A 25,494-nucleotide genomic window follows, 5' to 3' on the forward strand; every position below is an offset into this window, starting at 1 on the left:
TTTACGCTAACTATCGACGCTGATTTAACTTAGCGTCGATAGTAAATAAGTACCCTTCCCCGCAGCCTTTGCTTGATAAAGTTCATTATCAGCTTGGTTAATTAAGCCTTCTAATGTTTGCCCTTTAATATTGGTTACTACCACTGCACCAATAGAGCAGGAGACGGTTTTTGCTGATGCATTTGATGCATGAGGTAAGGCTTTTTTATCCCAAATATCGAGTATTTGCTGGCAACTTTGTTCTACTTGCCTTGCTGAAACCCCACTGACAATAACCATAAACTCTTCGCCACCATAACGACCCAGAATATCGGTTTGTCGTTGAAACACGGCGCGCATCACATCAGCCTGCGCCACAATGGCATCATCCCCTTGTTGGTGGCCAAAGGCATCGTTGTATTTCTTAAAGTCATCTAAATCGAGCATAAATACTGCGAAAGATAGGTTCTGCCTTTTGCTGAGCGACAGTAATCTCTCGCCTTCTTTCATCAGTGCACGTCTATTAAGGAGATTGGTTAGCGGGTCTTCCCGACTTAAGGTGTTTAGCTTTTTGTTCGTTGATTTTAAGAGGATCACTATTCTGTCTAAACGGTATTTTGCATAAGCACATATAAATAACGACCCCACCACAAATGACGTTGAAATCATGACGCGATCGCCATACACAGGCGCGATTACCATCAAACCAATAAAACCAGCAATGCTTATTATCGATGCCACCAACGCCAGCTTATAGGTAACACCTAACGCAAATACACAATAGAATGCATATAAAATGGTGCCCTCGTAAGGAAAGGCAAATTCGTATAGCACCCAACTTTGGTAAATGAGCACAAAATTGGCAAAGGTTAACATCACCATCAGCCCTGCAAAAATCCAGCTTCTGGCAGCATAAAAGAATCTAGAAAACGAAAGGGCGATGACCAAAAAGATAACTGGAATTTGGTATATAAGGCGGTTTTGAAGATAAAACTCGTACAAGGGGGAAGGTAACAACACCATATCTGCCAAGATGAAAGAGGCGAGCAACAAAGCACCGATAAGAAGAGCAACACGAAGTCTTAAAATCTCTCTATGCTTTCCTACCACTTCCACCTTCTTCTCCCGACATGGGTAACATCTTTCAGTAAGTATAGACGCTTCTATAAGGCTAGCTTAAGTAGACTACCTTTTAATGCTTCAATGGTGATAGGTTTGGTGACCACGTCGTTCATACCGTCCTGTTTAAAGGCATCATGGCGCTCTTTAAAGGCTTCTGCTGTAAGCCCAATAATAGGAATTTGGCTTACGTCACTTGGTAAATTTCGAATACGCTTAGTGGCTTCAACACCATCCATCACTGGCATATGAATATCCATAAAGATAACGTCGAACGCCTCTTCTTCAACTTTAACGGCCGCTTTTAAACCGTTGTCGACATGAGTAACAGTACACCCAAGCTGCTCTAATAGTGCCTGAGCAACCACGGCATTTATCGCATTATCTTCTGCCAGTAATACGCTAATACCCGGTTTGAGGATTGTATTTTTATTTAGGTTACTTTGCGCTTCTTGCAGTGACGCACTGTCGATAACTCGGGCGCTTACAATGGCAGACATCGTAAAACACGACCCTTCACCCACTCGGCTCGTGACTTTGACATCGCCACCTAATATCTGCGAAAGCTCTTTGGCAATGGATAAACCTAACCCTGTACCACCATAACGACGTGAAATTGAAGAATCAGATTGCGTAAACTTATCAAAAATATGTTCAAGCCTATCTGGCTCTATACCAATTCCAGTATCTTTCACAGAAATGACCAAGCGATTTTCTTCTACCAACTTCCCAGCGACTTTTTTCAGACTCGCAGTAACCGTCACTGTGCCTTTGTGTGTGAACTTGATGGCATTACTGGCAAGGTTAATCACTATTTGGCGCAATTTAGTTACGTCACTGGTGACCATTACCGAGTCTAAATTCTTACTTTTATATTCTAACCGCGTATGGTTTGCACTCGCATTGATGCCTAGCAAGGTAATAAGATCGTTCAGCATGTTATCTAAATTAAATTCGGTAACATCAACTTCTGACATACCAGATTCAATCTTAGATAAATCGAGTACATCATTGATTACATTGGCAAGAATAGTAGCTGAAGAACGTAAATCTGACGCATATTGCTTTTGCTTGTCGTCTAACGGCGTATCTAGCAGTAAAGTAGCAAGGCCTTGAATACCATTTAACGGCGTGCGAATTTCATGGCTCATAACGGCAAGAAAGTCCGTTTTGGCTTTATTAGCAGCTTGTGCCCGTTCCACATAATTTTCGATGTCTGCAGACATGGCTTCTACATCTTGGGCTAAGTCACTCAGTTCATCTTTCCCGCTAACATCGATGCTTACCCGTTTATGATTACCGGCGATACTGCTCGTTGCATCTTTAATTTTGCCAATAGGGGATATCACAAAATACTGAGTGATTTTCCCTATGGATAAACTCACTAAAATGACCGTAAACAGGGTAATAGCAATGGTTAGCCACGCTATTTTTGATAATGACGATTCTAGTTCATCGGTAGATTGGCTAACTGTAAGTTTCCAGTTCCATGGGTCGAACTTGCTACAGGCAAAGAGGACATCTTGATCTCTCCACTCAGATTCACCAAATGCAATATCGGTAGCATTAATGGTGGTGATAGTGGCGTTGGCGGTATTGATGGGCGCCCACGCTTCATAGGTGCTAAATAGCTCAGCGCCAGTAGACTTATCACTTACCGCAAAATGCTTACCGGTGGACTCATGAAGCTCTGCTAGCTCGTCAAATACCTCTTTTTGATAAGCATCTCGAAATACCGGCACATTCTCTAAACCCGAATCCACCAGCAGTTCGTGCCGCTCTCGCACAAACTCAATAAAGGTGAGTGACAAGGTTTGGGTAAGTAACTGATACTCTCGCTCTCTCACTGAGTCATAAGCCGTCAAATAGGCCCAATAGCCCGTTAGCGCCATCCCTGTAAACAGAATGGGGATATATATAGCTAAAAGCTTCGACTTAATTCGCATAGATATCTGGTACTACTCTTTGTTGGTAAATTAGGTCTTTATTGATAAACGTGATTTTTCGATAACTTTAAATACGATGACGGAATAGGAATATGCATCTTTATGGCGGTAGATACATTCACCCCTATGGTGTATTTATCCATTCTAGTGACAGGCATGCTATTGGCCTTCTCGCCACTTAAAATTCTTTTGGCCCGTAAGGCACCTGATTTCCCAATACTTTTTTCATCTGCTACAACGCCAAGTAACGCTCCTTGCTGCACTGACTCTATACTTTCGGCAAAAACCGGCAATAGTTTAGTTTCTTTGTAAATAACATTGATGAGATCGTTGGCTTGAAGCAAGGGGCCAGTGGAAAGCCAATAGGTATCAACGCCGGATGTTTCTACTTTTTCTTTGAGCGCTTCCACAACACCATCACGCATAGCGTCTAACCCTGAGGTGCCTTCAACGTAAGCGGTCCTTACAGCCACGAACTTCACGTTATCATACTGGCTCTCGAGTGCTAATAGGCTTTCTACAGAACTTTTTGAAGACGGGTAGTCAGAATGCACTAACCCAATAGTAATCGGCTCTTCCAGTGCAGAGGCTTTTAGTAAGCCATCAAGCATATCCAATTTTACTTTGGCATCTAATACGTGAGACTCACCGGTTATGTTTGATACGCTACGTTCGCCAAACGCAGTGACTATGCCCTCTTTAACTGGGTCTGCCACTGTCATGAATAAAGTAGGGATTTCAGAAGCCGCTGAAAAGTTGTAAACCGCTCTTGTGGCAAGCGTTGCGATTGGCACTAGCAGGTCCGGCGCACCGTTTTCCGTAATAGTTTGCACTATGGTTCTCGCTTGCTCTTCTAATCCCTGAGCGTTATATATTTCTATGTCTATTTCATGTTCAGGCATAATCAATGTAAGTTCATCGATAAATGCATCTCTTGTATTTGTCACTATGGGCAAGGGGCTTGTTTCAATGATCGCCACCCGTAATGGTTGAGCTTCTACTTGAGCGTGAAACATAAAGCAAAGGAGTATACTCGTGACGAGTAGTGACATTTTTTTCATCTTTATTTAGCCCAACTGTTAAGCTAGTGAGTAGGTGATTAGTTTGAAATATCATAGTGTTAATCGACTCCGCTGCATAGCCGAAGTTCGTATAATATAGGCTTAAAATACCCATAAGTTTGTTTTAGATAGTTTATGCTAGGTAAGCGTTAAAAATTGCCCTCGCTGACTAAGCTTTCTATGGTTCAGACCCACTATGATTAAAGGGTCGCTATGATTAAAGGGCCATGCAACATGGCTAACCCGTTACGGCCAAGTCTATTAAGGATAATAACCATATTATGAGGCGAATAAAATCTCTTATGCCTAGTACTATACAAAATACATGCAGTAGCAATAAAATGACAACGTTAGGTCTATGTTTAAGCCTGTGTCTGGCAAGCTTTTCGCCTTTAGCTAGCAACGAAATTATGAACGAAACATTCAAGGACGGGAGCATGACAGACAAGACAGTGACAAACGAAAAAATGAAGACCTTAACGAAAGAACAAGTCATTGAACAGCTCAACCTCTCTCATCATTTTGAAGGTGGTTATTTTCGCCAAAGCTTTAAAGCAGATCACAGAGACAAAGTAACAACGTCGCGTGGTGAACGCACCACCATGACCGCTATTTATTACATGCTTACCAACGACAACAGTATTGACCACTTTCATACTAAGTATTCCGATGGTATTGAGTTTTATCACATGGGCTCGCCCATTACTTACCATATGATTTACCCAGATGGTCATTACGAAAAAGTGGTAGTAGGGCCTGATATTGCCAACGGCCAGCAGTTGCAGCTAGCTGTACCTGGAGGCACTTTTAAAGCGGCCGAGTTAACTGATGGCGACTACGGGTTGGTGAGCGAAGCTGTATCCCCTGGGTGGGAGCCTGAAGATATGATTGAAGTTTTTCAGCATGAATTGTTAGAAAAATTTCCGCAGCACAAGGCGCTTATCGAACGCCTTGCGAATAAGAAATAGAAACGCCAATTCAAATAAATAAGCCTGTTAGAAACAGGCTTATTTATTGTTACTCAGGTTTGCTTTAATCCCTATTTCAGCTAGATGTTTATTTCAGCCAAAAGTGCCACGCTTTTCAGCCTAGCTTCTAGGTTATGAATTGGCATTGAAACAATCACCTCATCCACTTCAGTTGCCTCTACAAATTTAGCTAACTGTGCGGCAACCGTGGCTTTTGAACCCACCAGTGCATAACGTAATACATGAGACAACATGGCGTAATCTGCTTCGCTGCAAATTGCCGATAAATCGTCTACGGGTTTAGCAAACGGCTTGTTAAGCCCTCGGCGCATATTCATAAACTGCTGTTGTACCGAGGTGAAAAGATACTGTGCCTCTTCATCGGTATCGGCCACTACCGCCATTACCCCTGCCATCACATAGGGTGATTCTTGGGTATCTGATGGTGTAAACATAGAACGATACACATGCAAGGCATCGAACAGCTGGTCTGGCGCAAAGTGTGACGCAAAAGAATAAGGCAAGCCTACCGATGCTGCCAATTGCGCACTGTATAAACTTGAACCTAACAACCATAACGGAATATGTGTGTTAGCACCCGGCACAGCGATAATTTTCTGCCCAGGCACTGGCGTACCTAAATAATGTTGAAGCTCTTTTATGTCATCGGGGTAAGTGTCGACATGGACGTTGCCATTAAGGTTGCGTCGTAATGCTTTTGCGGTAGCCATGTCGGTACCTGGCGCTCGGCCAAGCCCTAAATCAATACGCCCAGGATATAAAGTTTCAAGCGTACCGAATTGCTCGGCAATCACTAAAGGCGCATGATTAGGCAACATGACACCACCTGCACCTACACGAATATGATTGGTAGCGCCGGCAATATTGCCTAACATAATGGCGGTAGCAGAACTTGCCACGCCATGCATGCCGTGATGTTCAGCCAACCACACACGATGATACCCACTACGCTCAGCTTGCTTCGCTAACTCCCTAGAGTTACTTAATGCATTGCTGATGCTCTGCCCTTCACAAATAGGGGCAAGATCGAGTAGTGATAGGGGTAATGACATGGCTAACCTCATAAACGTTTTTTGCAGTGTATCGCAAACTCAATATACGCCGAAGTGCTTTGCCATGGTTCACCCCAGATTCGCGATATCAGGCATTACTTAGCAAATTTTCAGACCCAGTACTTTGCACACCCAGTTACTTTGCCAACCCAATTACCTTGCTGAAAGTGAACTGTGAAGTGCATTTTTATACGCTTCAAATGCCGGTATCGCCGAGGTAACAATAGCTGCTAAGGTGATCACACTTACCACTTTCAGCGTTTCTACCGTCAGAAAATTAGCACTTAAAAATAGACCATATTGCGACGCCAGCCAATCGCTCGATAAGGTTAACGTTACGCTAAGTAAAACTATTGCTGCCACAATAGCTAACAACACTAAAATGAGCGCTTCTACTAATACCAAGGTAAAGATAACCCTAGGGCCTGCACCTAATACACGCAAAACAGCAATCTCGTTTTTCCGTTGCTGCATAGACGCTAGCAACATGGTCGATAAGCCAAACAATGAAGATATGAGCACCAAGATACTGATAACGCGCAGTAGGTTTTCTACCGTGCCCATCATTTGCCAAAGCTCGGTCAGTGCCACACCAGGAAGGATAGCCATAAGCCTGTCGGTTTTATAGTTGTTGATATCGCGCTGAAGTTTAAACGTAGCAAATTTTGAGGTAAGCCCAAGCATGACCGCCGTTACACTGTCTGGCGTGGTATTTACCGAGGCTGCATCATTGAGTAATTGGTTTTGCTTTGATGCCGACAAATGAATAGCTTCAATTGCGTTTAAGCTTACGTGCACGGTTTTATCCACCGGTGTGCCAGTGGCTGCAAGTATGCCGGTAATAGTGAAAGGGGTGTTATCATGATTGGTAAAACTGGTGTTACCAATACCATGAGATATCACCACACTATCTCCCACTTTATAACCCAGCACTTTGGCCACATCGGCGCCTATCACAGCTTCAAATAAGCTCGCGAAGGCCTGACCGTTTTGAAAACTGAGCGCTTGCTTGTTACCAGACTTAAAATGCTGAAAATAGTTATCGTTTGTTCCCATTACCCGAAAGCCGCGGTGAGAATCCCCTAACGAGATAGGAATTGCCCAGTCCACTAATTGACTTTCTTGCAGTGCTTCATAGCTTTCATATTTGATGTTACTGGTGGGGCTTCCCATCCTGAAAACTGAATACAATAAAAGATTTAGCTGACCGCTTGGTGCGCCAACGATAAGGTCAACATCTGAAATAGTTCGGTTAAAGCTCTCTTTTGCCTGCTGGCGAATGTGCTCAACGCTTAGCAATACGCTAATACTAATGAGCAGCGAAAGAAACGTTAATACCACTGATTTTCTGCGACTACCTAAGCTACTCCACGCTAAAGACACTAACATTACTTGGTCTCCGCTGGCTGTATTAGTGAAGACTGTTTTAGCGAAGACCCTTTTAGCGAAGACATCTCTACACTAGTTTCAAAAAACTTTTTCAAATACATATCGTGACTTACAAATATGAGTGTTGTGTTGTGCTGCTTACACATGTCGATGAGAATGGTCATAAAGGCGTCTCGTGCGGCAGCATCTAAAGCAGATGTAGGTTCATCAACAAGCAATATTTCGGGCTTGTTGATTAACGCTCGGGCAATGGCTACACGCTGCTGTTGACCTACACTCAACGCATTAGCAGGCTGCTGCAAAATAGTAGCGGGCAAATTAAGCCCGGTAAGCAGCGCTTCGGCTGCATCGGTTATATTGGTTTTGCCCGCTTTTGCAAAGTAAGTGGCCAGTTCAATATTTTTAAGCACGCTTAGGTAAGGAATTAGATTGAATTGCTGAAATACCACGCCAATATGCTGCGCGCGAAACTTATCTCTTTGCCTGGCTGATAGAGCTGAAAAGGGCTTGCCAAGTAATGATAATTCGCCGCTTTGTGGCGTTAGCACCCCCGCTAGCAAGTTAAGCAAGGTAGTTTTGCCAGAGCCTGAATGACCATGTAAGAAAACACGATCACCGTAATTCACCTTCCACGTGGGTATATGCAACCCACTGCTGTTTGCATCTGCATAATGATAATTAACGTCATTTAGCGCAATAGCATTGCCTTGGTTAGGCGCTGCTTTATTGGAGTCTGCTTCATTTTTCAAAGGTTGCTCTGGTGCTGCTGACAATGTAAATCATCTCCTTTTTGCATTACGCCATGTTTGCGTAAAAGTTGATGTAGCGGCCTCTCATTCTATTAGGCCGCCATTTAAGCCGAAACTAAGCCTAACTTGGCGTAAGAGTATGCTTAGCTAGACTTCAAATGTACAATCTGAAACCGTTATGTTATAACGTTTTACACTAACTGTTATAATAATTCTTGGCTAAATAAAATGATGAAGTTCTTCTTAAGCGCCCGCATTGGTATTTTTGTCGCGATAGCAGGCATGCTTTTTTATCCTACAACATATGCAGAAGATATCGAAGCGCCTGACTATCAAGAAGTAGAATGGACACAGCTAATGCCTGAGGAAGATTTGGCAGCACTGCTCAATCCGCCGGATTATTTAGCCGGTATTGAAGATGGTTCTCAAGAAGATTCAGTGGAAGCCTTTGGTAACCAGGAATTTGACAACGAAACCACTAACCGTTTTCAACAGGCACTGACATCTACGCAAGTTGTTAAAACCTTTGAGAATAAGCCTATCCGTATTCCTGGTTTTATTGTTCCGCTTGAAAGTAGCGAGTCGAAAATGGTCACAGAGTTTTTTATCGTACCTTACTTCGGTGCGTGCATTCATATGCCGCCACCACCGCCCAATCAAATTATTTACGTAAGTGTTGAGGAAGGTGTTGAGCTAGAAAGCTTATACGATCCATTCTGGTTTGAAGGTACCTTGGCTATCGACACTACTGAAAATGCAATGGGCACCGCAGCGTACCGTTTAGAGCACGTTAATGTGCAACCTTACGAGGGATAAATGATGACACGATTTAATAAACTATTATCTACCCTGCTTGCCTCTTTAACGGTTGTTTCTGCCGCGCATGCGTGCGACCTGCATGGTGGTGGTAATATGGGTTTTGGCTTTAACCGATTACACCCCCTTGCTCAGCAACATTATCAGGCGTCAGCTTTTAAGACCCTGTCGGTTAAACACGCTAAACAGGTGGATGTTGTTGTTGATGAGGCCGCCACAGCCAAAATATCTTACGTAATACCGCTACGCTATCGTGATGTAAATGTGAGTTTTATAGGTAGCGATGACGTAGAAATAGTGGGCGAAAGCGCGGTATTGCTGGAACAAGATTCTGGCGTTTACAACTTAACATTTACGGTAAAGCGCCCAGGCTCGTCGCACATTTCAATTCAAATAAATGGATTGAGTGACGGTAAGCCTTTTTCACTAAATCAGAAAATTGAACTGCGCTCAGCATAAAAAGTGGATAAAGGTGTGAGTAAAGTCACAGCTAAAGATAAGAGGCAAGCTGCAATTAACGCTAAGCGCAAGCCACTTAAGACCGTACTACTCCTTTTACTTTTCTTAGTGGCTGGCAGTGTGTTCGCTAGGCTAGTTCAACTTTATTGGCCCAGCATAAAACACCAATTTACCACAAGCGAAGCGCTGTACCAGACCAGCACCCCTAGGTTACAGGCCTTATTCAGCCAAGAAGTTGAACAAAAAAGTGTGCTACGTTTAGGTTGGCAAGACTTACTGCCTGAACAAGAAGAAGCTACGTTACGTCAATATCAATCGGGTAATGCTGCAAGTGAATTATCGCCGGCTCAAATCGGCACCGTTCAGTCTATAACGAATCAGCTGCTGTTATCTATTCAAGCCAGTAGTGATGAAAATTACAAATCAGCCCTTCACTCAACCAACATAGTACAAACCGTTTTAGGCAAAGCAATTTCTATTTCTGGCTTTATTGTTCCGATAGAAGTGAATGAAGATCGCACATTGCAGAGCTTTTTCGTAGTGCCTTACTACGGCGCCTGTATTCATTTTCCACCTCCCCCACCCAATCAAATTATTTTTGTACAACTGCCCGATGGATTTGCTCATCACAATTTGGCCGATGCATTTACCTTAACGGGTATTTTAGAACAAGGCATGTTTGAAGACCCTCTTGGAACCTCAGCTTATACCCTAAACGTATACGACATAAAGGCTTACCATGGTCAGCCCGATGACTTTCGTGCTCACTAGGCTTATTCAGAGAATAGGCGTTATTTTTCCAAAAACGCTGATAAATATTTGTTAGCTATGTTCATGGGTGTTTATAGCGTCTAAAGGGCATTTAGTAGGTGTTTTGCGAGCTTCTAGTTTTCATCTAGTTGGCAAGCAACTAATTGTTGCTCCCACATACCACTAATGTCATCAGCGCCCGCCTTAGAAGCAACCTGTTCATTAATAATCACTTCTATACGGCTTTCTAAACAATCATCCAATTCTTTTTCTGATATTGCATCATCTACAATGTTGTAGCTGAAAATACCTTCACTAGTGATCATAATTGCTTTAAGCCTTTCCACTTTTAGTTTGTCTAGTCGGAGCTTGTCTAACCAGTCATGCAGCGCGCTTCGGTTAAATACAATGTAAGGCGAAAAACGCCACCCCATACTTTGAAAGCCTTCTCCGCTATTTTCAATTTTAACAAAGCCGCTTTGTGGTAGGGGCATATCGTTAATATTGCGCGCTTGATTGTACTTGTGGTGATGATCGTGATCAGCGCTATCAGTGTTTTCATGAGTATGATGTTCGTCATCATGAGAATGGTGAGGTATAGGTTGCTTCATTGCTTTAACCACATCAGAAGCACCGTCTAGCAACGATGGCGCTAACTTTCCATGTTGTGCAAAAACAATATCAGGCATGGGATTGCGGCGGTTAGCAACATAATCAATGAGCAGCTGCTTAGATTCCTCTTGGTACAAATCTTCTTTATTACCTACGACAATATCCGCAACATCAATTTGCTGATTAAACGTCTCATGCAGGGTATAGCGTATATCTGTAAGCTTTCTGGCATCAACCAAAGTGATATTCTTTTGAATATTGAGCACCTCTTGATAATGCTCGGCAGATAACACTTCTAATACTTCTCTTGGGTGCCCTAGCCCCGTAGGCTCTATTAATAAACGATGGGGTCGAGATCGCGCAAGCAACTGATTAAGCGCAATTTGCATAGACAATCCTGATGCACAGCACATACAACCGCCTGGTACTTCACGCACAAACACACCGCTTTGTTCGGTATGAACGCCCTCAAAAAAGCCACCATCTATACCAATTTCGCCAAACTCATTGACTAAAACAGCCCACCGCTCATTTTCTGGCTTAGCTTCTAGTAAGGATAAAATGGCGCTTGTTTTTCCTACACCCAAAAAACCACTAATAATATTAGTTGGAATAGCACTTAATTTTTCAGGCTTACCTGTTGTCATACACACCCTTCCTGTACGCCGTTATTTATGTGTAATGATGTGCGGATAATCGGTTTCATTATCTGTTTGGCTGCGCAGCCTAAGATTTCGAATATGACTAAATGCGATGAAGCTAGAGCCTATTACCGTTAACACCACTTCGCCGTATTCGCCTAACACGTCATGTCCTAATACAACGGCTAGAATAAGCAAAGAGAGTCCCATACCACCGATTAACAGCATGGTATGATTTCGGTGATAAAAGTACCCCATCATGAGTGCAATGACACTAATGGGCACAACAAAGAATAACAACGTTTTATGAAATAACTCATCATCAAAAGCTAAAGCCCCTGCTAACGGGGGAAGCAGAATTAATAAAACAGGCAACAATAAGCAATGCACCACGCATAACATAGACAGGGCTATGGCAGCTTTATCGCTTATTTTTTGAAAATTCATTCAGTATGGTTCCTTATCTTTAACCTACCCGATTTTTAGCTTACCAGCTTAACGTTGGCTTACCGGCAGATAACTCTGAAAGACCTTGTCCACGCTCGGTGATCCACTGAGCTTGAATAGCGCTTAGCGATGGCATGGATTCAAATAGGGCAACAGTAATGCCCGACACCACATCATCACAATGAAATTGATATTCAACTTCTATATTTTGATGATTTTCTTCTTCGTGTTCTTCATGATCTTCGTGCTCGTCATGTTCTTTATGCGAAGCATGTTCGCCCTCGTGAGCTTCGTTATGTGCTTCGTCGTGGCCGCTTTCATGATGATCATCATGCGTTTCTAATGTGTGCTCAACATTCACTAATTCGCATTTACCCTCTACATCAATCACATTGGTATTTAATGTGAAACGTTCGGCAAGCAAATTTTGACTATTAAGTTGTTCAGTGGTTTCAGGCTCGTGCTCAAAACCAAGGGCGTCTGCTGCAGGTAATACAAGCTGAAGGTGAAGCATGTTTCCCTCTTGAGAAACCAAAAGCTCGCCTTGCCCGTGTACATGCTGCTGCGCATTTACTGTAAATCCTAAACTAGAAAATAAGAGTAAAGAGACCGCTATATGGGGCTTTTTCATGAATCTACCTTCTTATATATTTTTCAATGATGAGCGACGACTTTTGACCGAAGTAGTATGTATACACGCTAGTCCAGTATTGTGAATCCCTGCATAGAATAAGTCAGTTAACATACGTGAAATTTTCACGCTTCTTGAACTATTTCTGAATTATCTATTGATTTCATTTTGATACATTATAACATAACACAAAATAAGATTGAAATTATAACTTAGTATCGGGGTTAGGAATGATTAGGGTCACCAAGGTAGCAGCATTAGTAAGCGCATTGTTATCAACAAGCGCGTTAGCACAAACCATAGAAGGCACTGTGCTTAATAAAAATGGCAATGCCGTAGCAGGAGCAAAGGTTGAAGTAGAAGGAACTAATCAAAGCACGGTAACCAACAGTGATGGAAAATTCTCGCTACGTGATGTGAGTAACGGCAAAGCCGAGTTGCATATTTCGGCACCCAACTTTGCACACCTTCATCAAGATATTACGCTGGTAGAAGGCGAGCCGCTGCAACTTTCATTTACGCTAAATCGTTCTCCAATTGAAGTGGTGGACGTACTTGCTACGCCCATTCATTTGTCAGTGATGGAATCTGCATCACCGGTTAGTGTGTTGGCAGGCGATACGCTTCGCCGCCAACAAACATCTACCCTAGGCGATAGTTTAGAAAAAGTGGCCGGTGTACATACTAGCTTTCACGCAAAGGTAGCCAGTACACCTGTTATTCGTGGGTTAAGTGGCCCAAGAGTACTTATTGCGCAAAATGGTTTAGATGTGAGCGATGTTTCACGAGTAGGCCCTGATCATTCGGTGGCATCAGAGGCATCAACGGCCCAGCAAATTGAAGTTCTTCGTGGCCCAGCAACCTTGTTCTACGGTAGTGGCGCAGTTGGCGGTGTTGTGAATGTAGTAGATGGTCGCATACCTACCGACAGTACAACGCGAGGCGAATGGTTACTTGAAACCAACTCGGTTGATGACCAGCAGCTTGGCTCTTTCAATGTAACCACGGGGAATGAGTCTTTCGCCTTTTATGCCGATGGGTATTGGCGCGAATCTAATGACTACGATGTTCCTGTTTCACCTGAAGTAGAGCACGACGATCATGACGAAGAAGAGCATGATGAAGATCAGGCGCGAGTAGTAGAGAACAGCAACGAAGCGTCGAGTGGCTTCACCGTTGGCACCAGTTACTTGTTTGATAAAGGCTATGTAGGGCTTTCAGTTGAGCAATTTAATCGTGAATACGGCATTCCTGGTCACACCCATGGCGAAGAAGAACATGATGACGACCATGAAGAAGGCTTAGAAGAAGAGCACCATGAAGAAGAATCCGTTTTCGCCGATTTAGAGCAAACCCGAGTTCAACTTCAAGGTGAGTACAATGTTGAAGGCAGTTGGGTAAAACAAATTCAGTTACGGGGTGGGTTTACCGACTATGAACACGCTGAAATTGAGCACGGTGAAACGGGCACCTTGTTTGAAAATGAGACCCATGAATTAAAACTCGATGTTTTACACGCGCCAATGAATGACTGGAACGGCGCGGTAAGCTTTCATTACAAAAACAGCGATGCATCAGCCCAAGGTGAAGAAGCCTTTACTCCCCCTTCGGTTACTGAAACCTTTGCGATGGCCATCATGGAAGAAAAGCGCTTTGATGAAGTACTTGTTCAACTCGGTGCCCGTATAGAGCATGTATCGCTAGAAGCTGATAACGTTTTATTGCCTTCTTTGGATACACATGATCATGACGAAGAGCATGATGATGATGGCCACGATGAAGATGCCCACGACGACGATCATGATGAAGAGCATGAAGACACTCTAGTATTTCCTATCGATGAATCCTTTACTGCATTAAGCATCTCGGCGGGTTTGGTATGGGACTTTGCACCAGGCTACAACGTGGGTATCTCAGTATCTCGTTCAGAGCGTGCGCCATCAGCCTCTGAGCTACTGTCATTTGGCCCACATATTGGCACCAGTACTTATGAAGTCGGGGCTTTATTCGCCTTTCATGAAGAAGAAGGCGAAGCGCATATAGAGCTTGGTGAAGGCAGTATTGAACTTGAAACTGCTAATAATATCGACCTTACCTTACGTAAAACCGAAGGTAACTTAGGGTTTGTATTAAATGCGTTTTATAACCAAATCGACAACTATTACTACCAAACCAATACAGGCCTTTTCGCTGAAAGCGGACATGACCATGATGAAGAAGATGGTGGTGATGATCACGACGAACACACTGATGAACTGCCAGTTTATATTTTCAAAACTGACGATGTAATATTGCATGGTTTTGAAGCACAAGTTGCATGGCAAACCACAGATGAATTCAAAACCACGGTATTTGCCGACTACGTGAGAGCACGTTTACAAGATGGCGGCGATTTGCCTCGCACTCCACCGCTTCGGGTTGGTACGCAGTTTAGCTACCAAACTGAACGATTAAGTGCCCACCTCGATATTACACGTTACGAAGAGCAAGACCGTATTGGTGAAGGTGAAACAGCTACCGATGGCTACACCCTAGTAGATGCCAGTGTGTCTTACGACTTAGATGTACTTAATCAAGATATTTCAGTGTATTTGAAAGGCACAAACCTGACCGATACCGAAGCCAGAGTACATACTTCATTCTTAAAAGATATTGCGCCACGACCTGGCCGCAGCTTTGCACTTGGTGTGAGGGGGTATTTCTAAAAGTCGTTTTTAAAAGCAGCTGTTAAAATTTGACGTGTAGAATGGCAGTATAAACACTGCCATTCTTGTTTTTGCTAACGTGCCTTATCACTTTAATTTTTAGGCGAAAGTTACTTTCGCTCTCGTTGAAAATGACGCTCTTTTCCTTCATTGATTTGTTTAACATCTGCGCAATATTCTGAAATTGGCCTGATCAAAAGCCGAGGTATGCCTATAGGTTCACCCGTTTCTTGGCAATAGCCAAAATCACCTTCGGTAATGCGTCTAAGTGATTTATCAATTTTAAGTATTAGCTTTCTTTCTCTATCAAGAATACGTAAGCCAATGCGTGAGTCTTCTTCATATTGTGCACGATCCACGTCATCGTTTATCTCCGGTGGGTCGCTCAATTGCACCTTCATTTCTTCTATGTGCAACATCGTCTTTTTCTTTAATTCGGTGAGTAACGCTTTGAAAAACTCCAATTGAGCATCATTCATATAATCTTCAGCCGGTGCATCTAGAAGCTGCTGCTTATCGAGTATCTGATTCATGACAAGCTTTCCTTTGCCTGAGTAAGCCAACGCAGCGTGTTTTCATAATGATTTTTGCCGTAACAGATTAAAAACTGTCGTGTGTACTCGTTTTTTACATCGCTCATGGCAGCGATGCGCTCATCGACAAAAGTTGCGGTAAGGGGAATACCACACTCTACTATTATGCAATGTTTCCATTGCTCGTAACTTAATGGAATGATTGGCGTTTTCATTCTATTACCTTATTAAAATTAGACCAAGAATATGATTTCAAAGGTTGTGTACAACAAAACCATGCTATTATAAATCCACGCACGGATATGTTATAACATCACATAAATAAGATATGCAAATTAGCTTGCGTACTTAATGTGTTAGTACTTAGTTTCTTAGCACGCGTATTTAGGAACATGCCTCAATCCTAACTACACGCATTAATGCAATAGCGCTCGATTTACTCAAGTACAAAGCAAAATAGAATGCAGACAGACATAAGTCGGAAATATTGGCTATTCTGTCGTGCAAGCTAAACTATACCTACACGGCAAGGTATAGTGATTAACGTGGTATTTATTCAATTAATAACAACGAAAAGAAAACGCGATGAACTCAATAAATTCAACAATTAAAAGCAAGGCATTGTGGTTTGTTTTAGTGACATTGTTCGCTATTACCGCGAATGCAGCAGAAGACACACATGAACGTACTATCGATATCGATAGCCATGTAGTGACCGAACATGAAACCAAAATATTAGGTAAGCGCGTGAAATACAGTGCCACAACAGGCACACAACCGGTGTGGAATAACAAAGATGACGCAGTCGCTACATTGTTTTACACCTATTACCAGCGCACCGATATAAAAGACAATGGGTCTCGCCCACTTGTTATTTCTTTTAACGGCGGCCCTGGTTCAGCATCAGTATGGATGCACGTAGCGTATACGGGCCCTCGAATTTTAAATATTGATGATGAAGGCTACCCCGTACAGCCTTATGGCGTGCAAACCAACCCGTATTCAATACTAGATGTGGCAGACATCGTATTTGTTAACCCCGTCAATACTGGGTACAGCCGCATACTGGAGAATGAAGATGGTGAAATGCCGTCAAAAGAAGCACAGAAGAGCATGTTTTTTGGCGTCAACGCTGACATCAGCTACCTTGCAGATTGGGTCAATACCTTTGTGACTCGCCATAACCGCTGGCGTTCACCGAAATACCTTATTGGTGAAAGCTATGGTACTACTCGGGTTTCGGGCTTAGCCCTTGAATTACAAAACCGCCAATGGATGTATTTAAACGGTGTGATATTAGTATCACCTACCGATATTGGTATTGAGCGCAATGGGCCAGTAAAAGCCGCAAATCGACTACCGTATTTTGCCGCCACCGCGTGGTATCACAACAAGTTAGCCCCTGAACTTCAAAATAAAGACTTAACCGAACTGCTTCCGGAAGTAGAAGATTTCACCATCAACACGCTTATTCCAGCGCTGGCGAAAGGTGGCTTTATTGGTGCTGAGGAAAAACGTAGCGTGCTTGCAAAAATGGCGCGTTATTCAGGGTTATCGGAAGACGCAATTTCACAAAACAATCTTGATGTAAGCACCGCCTACTTCTGGAAATCGTTACTTCGTGATGAAGGTAAAACTTTAGGCCGATTAGATAGCCGCTATTTGGGTATCGATGCTAAGCAAGCGGGTGATAGACCCGATTACTGGGCCGAACTAACGTCGTGGCTACACTCGTTTACCCCCGCGATTAACTACTACTTGCGAGAAGAGTTAAATTACAAAACTGACACCAAATATAATATGTTTGGCGATGTTCACCCATGGGACAGAAGTGGCAATAAATCTGGTGAAAATTTGCGCCTTGCCATGGCACAAAACCCCTATTTAAATGTGATGATTCAAGCAGGTTACTACGATGGCGCCACCAACTATTTTGATGCCAAATATACCATGTGGCAGCTTGATCAAAGCGGCATTATGCAAGACCGCCTAAGCTTTAAAGGCTATAGAAGCGGGCATATGATGTACTTGCGACGAGACGACCTAAAGCAGTCTAACCAAGACTTACGCGATTTCATCAAAAACAGTACACCTGAAAAGGGTGAACCCGCGATGTATCGCCGTTAAAAGGCGATAAAAAATGGGGTCAGTGTACTTTTAGCCTTAATTAACACTGCCCCTATTTACACTCTTCTTCTATTCACATTTGGCCCCTATTAAGTCGCTAACCCCATCAATGCTCGGCAAATGTGCTATTCTGCGCGCCTAGAATCAGTTCAAGCAAAATATTCTGTTAAAAGGACAAACCTTCCGATGGTTCCATGGGTTAAATTGGGCACAGCTCAAATTCCAAATAATGGTGGTGAACTAACGTTCTCTCAACGAGACGAAGAGTTCAGTATTCGACTTTCCGGTATTCGTGGCGAGTTGATGAATAGCCGTGTGTACAACTCAGAAAAAGAGCTGTCACAAATGGGCTGCGAACACCTTAAATCCACACCTAACGCACACGTTTTAGTGGGCGGTTTAGGGATGGGATACACCCTTGCAGCAGCGCTAAAAGCAGTGACGCCTAGCTCACAAGTCACCGTGGCAGAGTTAATTCCTGAGGTTGTGGAATGGAACAAAGGCCCACTGGGTAACTGCGCTAAGAACCCACTTCAAGACCCTAGAACGAATGTTAAAGTAGGTGATGTAAAACATCTTCTGAATACTAAAACGCCAACCTACGACGCCATATTATTGGATGTAGACAATGGCCCTGAAGGCTTAACCCATTCTGACAATAATTGGATCTATTCAATCGAAGGTTTAGAAGATATCTACGAGGTGCTTAAGCCCAATGGCATGTTAGCCATTTGGTCTGCGGGGCCTGATTACTTGTTTTCCGTTCGCTTAAAAAATGCAGGCTACGTAGTAAGTACTCGTATTGCCAGAGCACGAAAGGGTAAAGGAAGTAAGCACACCATTTTCTTGGCTAGAAAACCCGGTTAACTCACACATTTAATTAGCCCCTTTAACTCACACTGGCCCCATAATTTTTGATTTTATTCATTTGAATCAGCAAGCCGCCACGGGTAATTACGCTGGCCCCATTAAGTAAAATAAGGGGCCAAGCTACTGCAAACGGCATGGTAAACGCGAACGCGAGTGTAGTGACATCTTTAATTAGAATACTGCGGAATAAGGCTGGCGATAGCGCGCCTATAATCCGACTGCGCCTTAGCACCATTATTTGATGTAACGTACCTTGTACTAATAGCACGGTTACTGCCAACATTAAGCTGTTTGCTCCAGTCTTGGCAAGATTAGGGTAAGGCCGAAAGCCTATAGAGCATAGCCCTATTACCAAAGCACCAGCACACAAGCTAACTACAATACTCGTTGATATTGACCGCCTGTCTCGCCAAATTTGATAAAGGATGGCCAATATCAGAAGAAGAGCACCGAAACGAGTCCACACTAAATAATGACTAAGCGGCTCTATCGCAATACCGAAAATAAAATTGGCATAAAATGCAAAAAAGCTTGAGGTAAATTGATTTACCGACAAGCTTTGAGTAGCACTCTGATGACTTTTGCGAAGCGCCTCTATATTAGAAATTTGCTTTGCAAGTCCATACCAGGTCAGCAAAAAAGCGACTGCGCTCACGGTACCTAAAATGTGGTACAACAAAAGAGATTCCTCAGCCGCTTTATCTAAACCCTACTCTACCGTAACCGACTTCGCCAAGTTACGAGGCTGATCCACATCGGTACCTTTAATTAACGCTACATAGTAAGACAGTAGCTGTAACGGCAAGGTATAGATGATAGGGGCAATAGGTGCTTCGCAGTGCGGTACATTGATTACGCGCATGGTGTCGTCACCTTTGAACGCGGCGTCTTTATCGGCGAACACATACATAATGCCACCACGAGCGCGTACTTCTTCTACATTCGATTTAAGCTTTTCTAGCAATTCATTATTAGGCGCAACTACGATTACCGGCATTTCATCATCGATAAGTGCCAGTGGGCCATGCTTTAATTCGCCTGAAGCATAGGCTTCTGCGTGAATATAAGAAATCTCTTTTAGCTTAAGCGCCCCTTCCATAGCAATAGGATATTGGTCACCACGGCCTAAAAACAGGCTGTGCTGTTTATCGGCAAATTCTTCGGCTAAATCTTCAATACCTTGGGTAATGGTAAGGGTTTCTTCTAATTTCGCTGGCAAGCTTTGAAGAGCACTGATGATATCTTGCTTGTCACTCTCAGCCATACCGTTTTTCTCGCCCAATGCTAGGGTTAGCATTAAGAATGCAGCTAGCTGCGTTGTAAATGCTTTGGTAGATGCCACGCCTATTTCAGCGCCAGCCCGTGTCATGAAGGCTAAATCTGATTCGCGCACTAGCGATGAGCCCGGTACATTACAAATAGCTAAACTTGCGCTATACCCAATTTCTTTTGCTAAGCGTAGTGCCGCTAAAGTATCGGCTGTTTCGCCCGACTGTGAAATGGTAATAAGTAGGCTATTTGGGTGCACTACTGACTTGCGGTAACGGAACTCAGAGGCAATTTCGATATTGCACGACACATTGGCGTATTGCTCTAACCAATAGCGGGCGGTCATACCTGAATGATAGCTGGTACCACAGGCTACAATTTGAACGTGTTTAATTTTACTGAAAATATCATCGGCACCGTTTCCAAAAACATCTGCCGCTAATCCATTTTCGGTTAGTCTGTCTTTTAGTGTGTTACGCACTACTACCGGCTGCTCGTGAATTTCTTTCAGCATATAGTGGCGATAAGCGCCTTTGTCGCCGGCGTCGTGTTCAACGTTCGACTCTATAATTTCACGCTCAACGGCATTGCCGTCTTTGTCATAAATAGCAATGGTGCGGCGAGTAATATCGGCAACATCACCTTCTTCTAAAAAGATGAAGCGGCGTGTTACTGGTAATAACGCCATTTGGTCTGATGCGACAAAATTTTCACCCAACCCTAAACCAATGACTAACGGGCTGCCCGAGCGCGCTACAACCATACGGCCTGCATCTTCTTTATCGATAACCACAGTGCCGTACGCGCCATGGAAGGTTTTGACTGACGTTTGAACCGCTTCTAACAAGTCTTTACCAGCATCTAAAGCTTCATGCACGGTGTGGGCAATGGTTTCGGTATCGGTGTCGCTACTGAACACGTAACCTTTTGCTGAAAGCTGTTCACGTAGGGCTTGGTAGTTTTCAATAATACCGTTGTGCACAACAGCAACACGATCGCTTGAAAAATGAGGGTGAGCATTGGCTACCGTTACGCCACCATGAGTGGCCCAGCGCGTATGCGCAATACCGGTAGTCCCTAGCGCTTCGTCGTTGGCAATAATATCTACCAACTCTTGTACCTTACCGGTACTTCTTATGCGATTTAGTGTGCCATCTTGTTGCAACAAGGCCACGCCTGAAGAGTCGTAACCACGGTATTCAAGCCGCTTTAGCCCTTCCAATAAAATTTCGACAACATTACGTTCACCAACAGCACCGACAATTCCACACATAATTACTCTCCGTTTTGCGCAGCGACCAGCACCGTTACGCCTTGTTGTTCAATTAGATATTTATCCTCGTCACTGATGCCATTATCAGTCACAAGAGTAGAGATATTTTCCCAGCCCAACTCTAAATTGGGCATTTTGTTCGACAGCTTATTCGACGTTGCCATTACAACAACTTCATGAGCAGCTCGTGCCATGGCGCGAGTAAGCCCTGTTAATTCATTAAAGGTCGTAGTTCCGCGATTCACATCAATACCCGCTGCACCAATAAACGCCATATCAAAACTATATGCCGATACCAATTGTTCGGCCATTGCACCTTGGAATGAACGAGATGCGGGATCCCAGGTGCCACCTGTCATCAAAATAGTGGGTTCGTTATTGCTTTTGGTCAGCTGACTCGCTGCATCTAAGGCATTGGTCATTACTACCAAGTTGGGTATATCACGAAGGCAGGGTAAAAGCGCAGCGATGGTACTGCCGCAATCCAACACTATTTTTGAGCCTTGTTGAATGCGACTAGCAGCAAGCTTACCTATATTCTGTTTTATTGATGAAGGTAAGTTCACTACATTGGTTTCGCCTTGAGAAGCAGATAGGGGTGTGGCACCGCCAAATTGGCGAATAAGCTTTTTTTGGTCTGCCAAGGCGGCTAGATCTTTTCGAATAGTCACTTCAGACGTGCTGAACTGGGCCGCGAGCAATTCAACTTGCGCGTAGCCGTGAGTATTTACCCATTTAATAATGCCAGCGCGGCGCTGATCTACAGAACGACTCGTTTTCAAACTCAATTCAACCCCAGCATGACGGAAACTACAGTGCTTCCTCTAAATTATTTCTACACTATTCCTGAATCATAACTTTCAAAACGAAAGTTATGATTTACAAAGTGAAAGAAATGTAAGCTATTCACAGCTATTTCGCAAGTTTTTCGTACAATTTTTACTAGTAAGCTATCAACGTATAAACCGGCAGGCACAAAAAAGGACAACCTTGGTTGTCCTTTCATTTAGCACTAAACCGCGCTAAAGCTATTACATGCTAGTTATTTTTTTGTTGGGCGAGGCCAGTTCGCAATATTGCGCTGCTTCCCTCGTGCTACTGCTAATGCGGCGCTTTCTACTTCGGTGGTAATGACCGAGCCAGCACCTACCGTAGCATTGTCACCAATGATCACAGGGGCCACTAATGAAGAGTTCGAACCTACGAAGGCATTCTGACCTATTACGGTTTTAGATTTATTCACGCCGTCATAGTTACAAGTAATGGTGCCAGCACCAATATTAGCATTAGCGCCCACTTCAGCATCACCGAGGTAAGTAAGGTGATTAACCTTAGCGCCTTCGCCTAGCACGGTTTTCTTCATTTCCACGAAGTTACCCACTTTAGATTTTGCGTGCATAACCGCGCCAGGGCGCAAGCGACCAAATGGCCCTACAGTGCAGCTTTCACCCACTATGGCTTCTTCGATAATAGAATTTGCTTCAATAACCGCGTTATCGGCAATTTCACAATTTTTCAATACGCAGTTTGGCCCAATAGTCACGTTATTACCTAAAATAACGTTACCTTCTACCACCGCGTTAATATCAATGGTGACGTCTTGTCCCGTGGTTAATGTGCCTCTAAGGTCAAAACGTTGAGGGTCGGCCAGTGCCACACCATTGGTCATTAGTTCGTTTGCTTGGCGAAGCTGCAGTGCGCGCTCTAGATGTGCTAATTGAATGCGGTTATTTACCCCTTCAACCTCAACTACCTCTTGTGGTTGTGCCGATTGAATACGCTTGCCTTCTTTAGCAGCCATTTCAATCACATCAGTAAGATAATACTCACCTTGTGCGTTGCTATTACTTAACGCACCCAACCAACGTTTTAAATCGCTTCCGGACATCATCATCATGCCGGTATTGATTTCGCAAATTTGCTTTTGTGCATCGGTAGCATCTTTGTGCTCAACAATGGCGGTGATGTTGTCGTCTTTACGAATAATTCGGCCCATTCCTGTAGGGTCGTCTAATTCAACGGTAAGCAAGGCTAAATCACACTCGGCTTTTACTGCTTTTAGTTTCGCCAAGGTTTCTTCGCGAATAAGGGGGGCATCGCCAACTAATACAAGTACATCTTCATCATCGTTAATGTGCGGCGCGGCTTGCTGCACCGCATGACCCGTGCCTAATTGCTCTTCTTGCAAACACCAATTTAAGTTTTCGCCAGTTATTGTGGCCTTTAGCTTGTCGCCTCCATGACCATAAACTAAATGAATACTATCAGCCTCTAAGGCTTGAACGGTGTTGATAATACGCTGCACCATGGGCACTCCGCCCACTTTGTGAAGTACTTTTGGTAACGAAGACTTCATGCGCGTGCCTTTACCTGCGGCTAAAACTACCACTGAAAATGCCATGCTATTCCTTTACGAAAATCGATAATACGAACTTTTGCCTAGTGTATCTAAGGCGTGGTTATATGTCAGCGATTGATTTTTGAGGGCTCATTCTTAAGTCTAGATCTGAGTTAAACAGCCTAGTAGTTCATTAAATCAACGGGTATACTTTGTTTTCAACTGAATTGGATTGTAGCAGCAAAGGAGCTTGCGTAGTCAGTGAATACTTTTCGAACACTTCACCGAAGTATATTGGTGCTGTTTGCCGTCGTGGTTTTGGCTATTGTTACCTTGGTACATTTTAGTATTTCTAAAATTGTAGCGGAGCAAAGCAGAGCACAGCAACAGTCATTGTCGCCAGCGGTGTCTCTTATTGTCGAGCAGTTATTAAAGCCTCTTCACACATCTGAAGCGTTAGGCCATTCCACTGAATTAGTTACCTTGATGGAAGGCGACGAGGTTGACGAAGCCGCAATATTTAACACCCTAAACCGACTTGAAAGAGAATTCGGTTTATCTTTTTTTATTGCCAGCGAAAATGCCAAACGCCAATTTAATTCTGATGGCACTACCATCGATTTAATTGAAGGCGAAGTCAGTTGGTATTTTAAATACCGTGACGGGCCACAAGATGCGGTGGCAGATATTGGTAAATGGGAAGACACTCATTTTTATATCGACCTGAAGGTTTTTGATGACGATGGCCGATTTTTAGGTTTCTTCGGCGTAGGAAAAAGCTTACGCAGCTTCATTAATGTCTTCGATTCTTATAAAGAGCAGTACGGCTACGATTTTCTTTTTGTCGATGAAAAGGGAGACATCATGCTGTCTTCCGATCCTTCTCTTGTGGCGTCATATTCTGATTTTACCAATCTTTCAGAGCTACCTTGGTATGCCAGCCTCCCGATTACGGTACAAGACGAGCAAGCCCTTAATAACAAGTTGGTGACTATCGATCAAAAAGACTTTTTGATTGCGGAAGTTAAATTAAACCAGTTTGGATGGACGGTGTTTTTGCTAAGTCCCTTAGAAGACCGGCAAACCGAAATATCGCAAGCCTTTATCTTCAGTGTAGTAACTTTATTGGTAGTGGTTTTCTCGCTCTTTTTGCTTATTTACAACTTACTTTACTATTTCAGACGAGACATGCAGCCCGACTTAATTGTGCGTCATGCTAATCGTTTGCCCGACCGCACTAACCTAGAACTTATCTATCAATCGTTATTAAAAGAACAGCGTTCTATTAGCGTTATTTTAATCAGCGTAGACGACTTTGGGCATATTATTGATGCCCATGGCCGAAATGCAGGCGATGACGTGTTAGATAAAGTGGTGGCGTACCTTTCTGATCACTTACGTGAGCAAGATGTGCTTGGTCGCTGGAGCAGTGAAGAGTTTATTATATTGCTGCCTCAAACAGGGCCGCACGAGGCCTTCGATACTGCACAAAACTTGCGTCATGGTATTGCCACATTAACGCCCTTAAGTGAGTCGCCGCAGCTTCAATTGACTGCCTCTTTTGGAGTATCATTTACTGCTACCACTCGTAGCATGAACGAAGTTACCGCTCATGCAGAAGATGCGCTATATCAGGCGAAAAGAGATGGGCATAATTTAGTGCGTATGCAGCTTATTGAATAATAAGCTGCCGAGCTTTTATTTTTCTATTTGAAATTTAACGGACAGATTTCTATATA

Annotated in this window: 23 protein-coding genes; 8 read left to right on the forward strand and 15 right to left on the reverse strand. The window is 43.4% G+C overall.

Annotation, left to right across the window (positions count from 1 at the left end; translation table 11 throughout):
- Positions 1 to 24 precede the first annotated feature (24 nt).
- The 3 genes from AV939_RS18920 to AV939_RS18930 are packed head-to-tail and all read right to left on the reverse strand — an operon-like array spanning position 25 to position 4,105.
- Positions 25 to 1,095 (reverse strand): GGDEF domain-containing protein, encoded by a 1,071-nt coding sequence (locus AV939_RS18920; protein ID WP_061998049.1) that lies wholly within the window; start codon positions 1,093 to 1,095, stop codon positions 25 to 27.
- 47 nt (positions 1,096 to 1,142) lie between these two features.
- Positions 1,143 to 3,044, reverse strand: a complete 1,902-nt coding sequence (locus AV939_RS18925) for an ATP-binding protein (RefSeq protein ID WP_061998050.1) — start codon at positions 3,042 to 3,044, stop codon at positions 1,143 to 1,145.
- A gap of 38 nt (positions 3,045 to 3,082) precedes the next feature.
- On the reverse strand, positions 3,083 to 4,105 hold the full coding sequence (locus AV939_RS18930; protein WP_061998051.1) for an ABC transporter substrate-binding protein: 1,023 nt from the start codon (positions 4,103 to 4,105) through the stop codon (positions 3,083 to 3,085).
- A gap of 437 nt (positions 4,106 to 4,542) precedes the next feature.
- Here AV939_RS18930 and AV939_RS18935 point away from each other — a divergent pair, with 437 nt between their 5' ends.
- Positions 4,543 to 5,073: a cupin domain-containing protein gene (locus tag AV939_RS18935; RefSeq protein WP_082746083.1), complete on the forward strand. Its 531-nt coding sequence runs from the start codon at positions 4,543 to 4,545 to the stop codon at positions 5,071 to 5,073.
- An 80-nt stretch (positions 5,074 to 5,153) separates the two neighbouring features.
- Here the strand turns inward: AV939_RS18935 and AV939_RS18940 are convergent, their stop codons facing one another.
- From AV939_RS18940 to AV939_RS18950, 3 genes are all read right to left on the reverse strand, one after another.
- Positions 5,154 to 6,146, reverse strand: a complete 993-nt coding sequence (locus AV939_RS18940; RefSeq protein WP_061998052.1) for an LLM class flavin-dependent oxidoreductase — start codon at positions 6,144 to 6,146, stop codon at positions 5,154 to 5,156.
- Positions 6,147 to 6,299: 153 nt separating this feature from the next.
- Complete coding sequence (locus AV939_RS18945; RefSeq protein ID WP_061998053.1) at positions 6,300 to 7,535, reverse strand: ABC transporter permease; 1,236 nt, start codon at positions 7,533 to 7,535, stop codon at positions 6,300 to 6,302.
- Positions 7,535 to 8,308, reverse strand: coding sequence for an ABC transporter ATP-binding protein (locus AV939_RS18950; protein ID WP_082605011.1), 774 nt, complete (start codon positions 8,306 to 8,308; stop codon positions 7,535 to 7,537). Before AV939_RS18950 ends, AV939_RS18945 begins: the two co-directional genes overlap by 1 nt.
- Before the next feature lie 204 nt (positions 8,309 to 8,512).
- Between AV939_RS18950 and AV939_RS18955 the strand changes: the two genes are divergently transcribed.
- From AV939_RS18955 to AV939_RS18965, 3 genes are read left to right on the forward strand one after another with little or no spacing between them, the layout of a single operon-like run.
- Positions 8,513 to 9,100 (forward strand): DUF3299 domain-containing protein, encoded by a 588-nt coding sequence (locus tag AV939_RS18955; RefSeq protein ID WP_138118171.1) that lies wholly within the window; start codon positions 8,513 to 8,515, stop codon positions 9,098 to 9,100.
- The gene (locus AV939_RS18960) at positions 9,101 to 9,559 is read left to right on the forward strand and encodes a hypothetical protein (RefSeq protein WP_063456708.1); all 459 of its coding nucleotides are present in this window, start codon (positions 9,101 to 9,103) and stop codon (positions 9,557 to 9,559) included. It begins immediately after the preceding gene.
- Positions 9,560 to 9,574: 15 nt separating this feature from the next.
- Positions 9,575 to 10,330, forward strand: coding sequence for a DUF3299 domain-containing protein (locus AV939_RS18965; RefSeq protein WP_061998244.1), 756 nt, complete (start codon positions 9,575 to 9,577; stop codon positions 10,328 to 10,330).
- 113 nt (positions 10,331 to 10,443) lie between these two features.
- On the opposite strand, the gene AV939_RS18970 is transcribed toward AV939_RS18965, so the two are convergent.
- Genes AV939_RS18970 through AV939_RS18980 form a run of 3 tightly spaced genes read right to left on the reverse strand, consistent with a single transcriptional unit; the run spans position 10,444 to position 12,640 of the window.
- Positions 10,444 to 11,568, reverse strand: a complete 1,125-nt coding sequence (locus AV939_RS18970) for a CobW family GTP-binding protein (protein ID WP_061998054.1) — start codon at positions 11,566 to 11,568, stop codon at positions 10,444 to 10,446.
- 21 nt (positions 11,569 to 11,589) lie between these two features.
- Positions 11,590 to 12,009, reverse strand: coding sequence for a MerC domain-containing protein (locus AV939_RS18975; protein WP_057795394.1), 420 nt, complete (start codon positions 12,007 to 12,009; stop codon positions 11,590 to 11,592).
- 40 nt (positions 12,010 to 12,049) lie between these two features.
- The gene (locus AV939_RS18980; protein WP_061998055.1) at positions 12,050 to 12,640 is read right to left on the reverse strand and encodes a ZrgA family zinc uptake protein; all 591 of its coding nucleotides are present in this window, start codon (positions 12,638 to 12,640) and stop codon (positions 12,050 to 12,052) included.
- Positions 12,641 to 12,870: 230 nt separating this feature from the next.
- Between AV939_RS18980 and AV939_RS18985 the strand changes: the two genes are divergently transcribed.
- A complete protein-coding gene (locus AV939_RS18985) occupies positions 12,871 to 15,345 on the forward strand; it encodes a TonB-dependent receptor (RefSeq protein WP_061998056.1) in 2,475 nt (824 codons plus the stop codon).
- 110 nt (positions 15,346 to 15,455) lie between these two features.
- On the opposite strand, the gene AV939_RS18990 is transcribed toward AV939_RS18985, so the two are convergent.
- Complete coding sequence (locus AV939_RS18990; RefSeq protein WP_061998057.1) at positions 15,456 to 15,878, reverse strand: TraR/DksA C4-type zinc finger protein; 423 nt, start codon at positions 15,876 to 15,878, stop codon at positions 15,456 to 15,458.
- A complete protein-coding gene (locus tag AV939_RS18995; protein ID WP_061998058.1) occupies positions 15,875 to 16,093 on the reverse strand; it encodes a hypothetical protein in 219 nt (72 codons plus the stop codon). The genes AV939_RS18990 and AV939_RS18995 overlap by 4 nt, the downstream gene beginning before the upstream one ends.
- Before the next feature lie 370 nt (positions 16,094 to 16,463).
- Between AV939_RS18995 and AV939_RS19000 the strand changes: the two genes are divergently transcribed.
- Together AV939_RS19000 and AV939_RS19005 are read left to right on the forward strand one after the other, a co-directional pair.
- On the forward strand, positions 16,464 to 18,005 hold the full coding sequence (locus AV939_RS19000; protein WP_061998059.1) for a S10 family peptidase: 1,542 nt from the start codon (positions 16,464 to 16,466) through the stop codon (positions 18,003 to 18,005).
- 186 nt (positions 18,006 to 18,191) lie between these two features.
- Positions 18,192 to 18,872 (forward strand): spermidine synthase, encoded by a 681-nt coding sequence (locus tag AV939_RS19005; protein WP_057795386.1) that lies wholly within the window; start codon positions 18,192 to 18,194, stop codon positions 18,870 to 18,872.
- A gap of 22 nt (positions 18,873 to 18,894) precedes the next feature.
- Here the strand turns inward: AV939_RS19005 and AV939_RS19010 are convergent, their stop codons facing one another.
- From AV939_RS19010 to glmU, 4 genes are all read right to left on the reverse strand, one after another.
- Positions 18,895 to 19,554, reverse strand: coding sequence for a hypothetical protein (locus tag AV939_RS19010; protein WP_061998060.1), 660 nt, complete (start codon positions 19,552 to 19,554; stop codon positions 18,895 to 18,897).
- A 30-nt stretch (positions 19,555 to 19,584) separates the two neighbouring features.
- Positions 19,585 to 21,417 carry a glutamine--fructose-6-phosphate transaminase (isomerizing) gene (gene glmS / locus AV939_RS19015; protein WP_061998061.1) on the reverse strand — a complete coding sequence of 611 codons (1,833 nt, stop codon included), beginning with the start codon at positions 21,415 to 21,417 and terminating at the stop codon, positions 19,585 to 19,587.
- 2 nt (positions 21,418 to 21,419) lie between these two features.
- Entirely contained in the window at positions 21,420 to 22,199 is a 780-nt protein-coding gene (locus tag AV939_RS19020; protein ID WP_061998245.1) for a DeoR/GlpR family DNA-binding transcription regulator, read from the reverse strand.
- A 260-nt stretch (positions 22,200 to 22,459) separates the two neighbouring features.
- Positions 22,460 to 23,818 (reverse strand): bifunctional UDP-N-acetylglucosamine diphosphorylase/glucosamine-1-phosphate N-acetyltransferase GlmU, encoded by a 1,359-nt coding sequence (glmU, locus tag AV939_RS19025; RefSeq protein ID WP_057795380.1) that lies wholly within the window; start codon positions 23,816 to 23,818, stop codon positions 22,460 to 22,462.
- A 198-nt stretch (positions 23,819 to 24,016) separates the two neighbouring features.
- Here glmU and AV939_RS19030 point away from each other — a divergent pair, with 198 nt between their 5' ends.
- A complete protein-coding gene (locus tag AV939_RS19030) occupies positions 24,017 to 25,438 on the forward strand; it encodes a sensor domain-containing diguanylate cyclase (protein ID WP_057795378.1) in 1,422 nt (473 codons plus the stop codon).
- Positions 25,439 to 25,494 lie beyond the last annotated feature (56 nt).

This window comes from Alteromonas sp. Mac1 (assembly GCF_001562125.1).
Lineage (GTDB): Bacteria > Pseudomonadota > Gammaproteobacteria > Enterobacterales > Alteromonadaceae > Alteromonas > Alteromonas stellipolaris.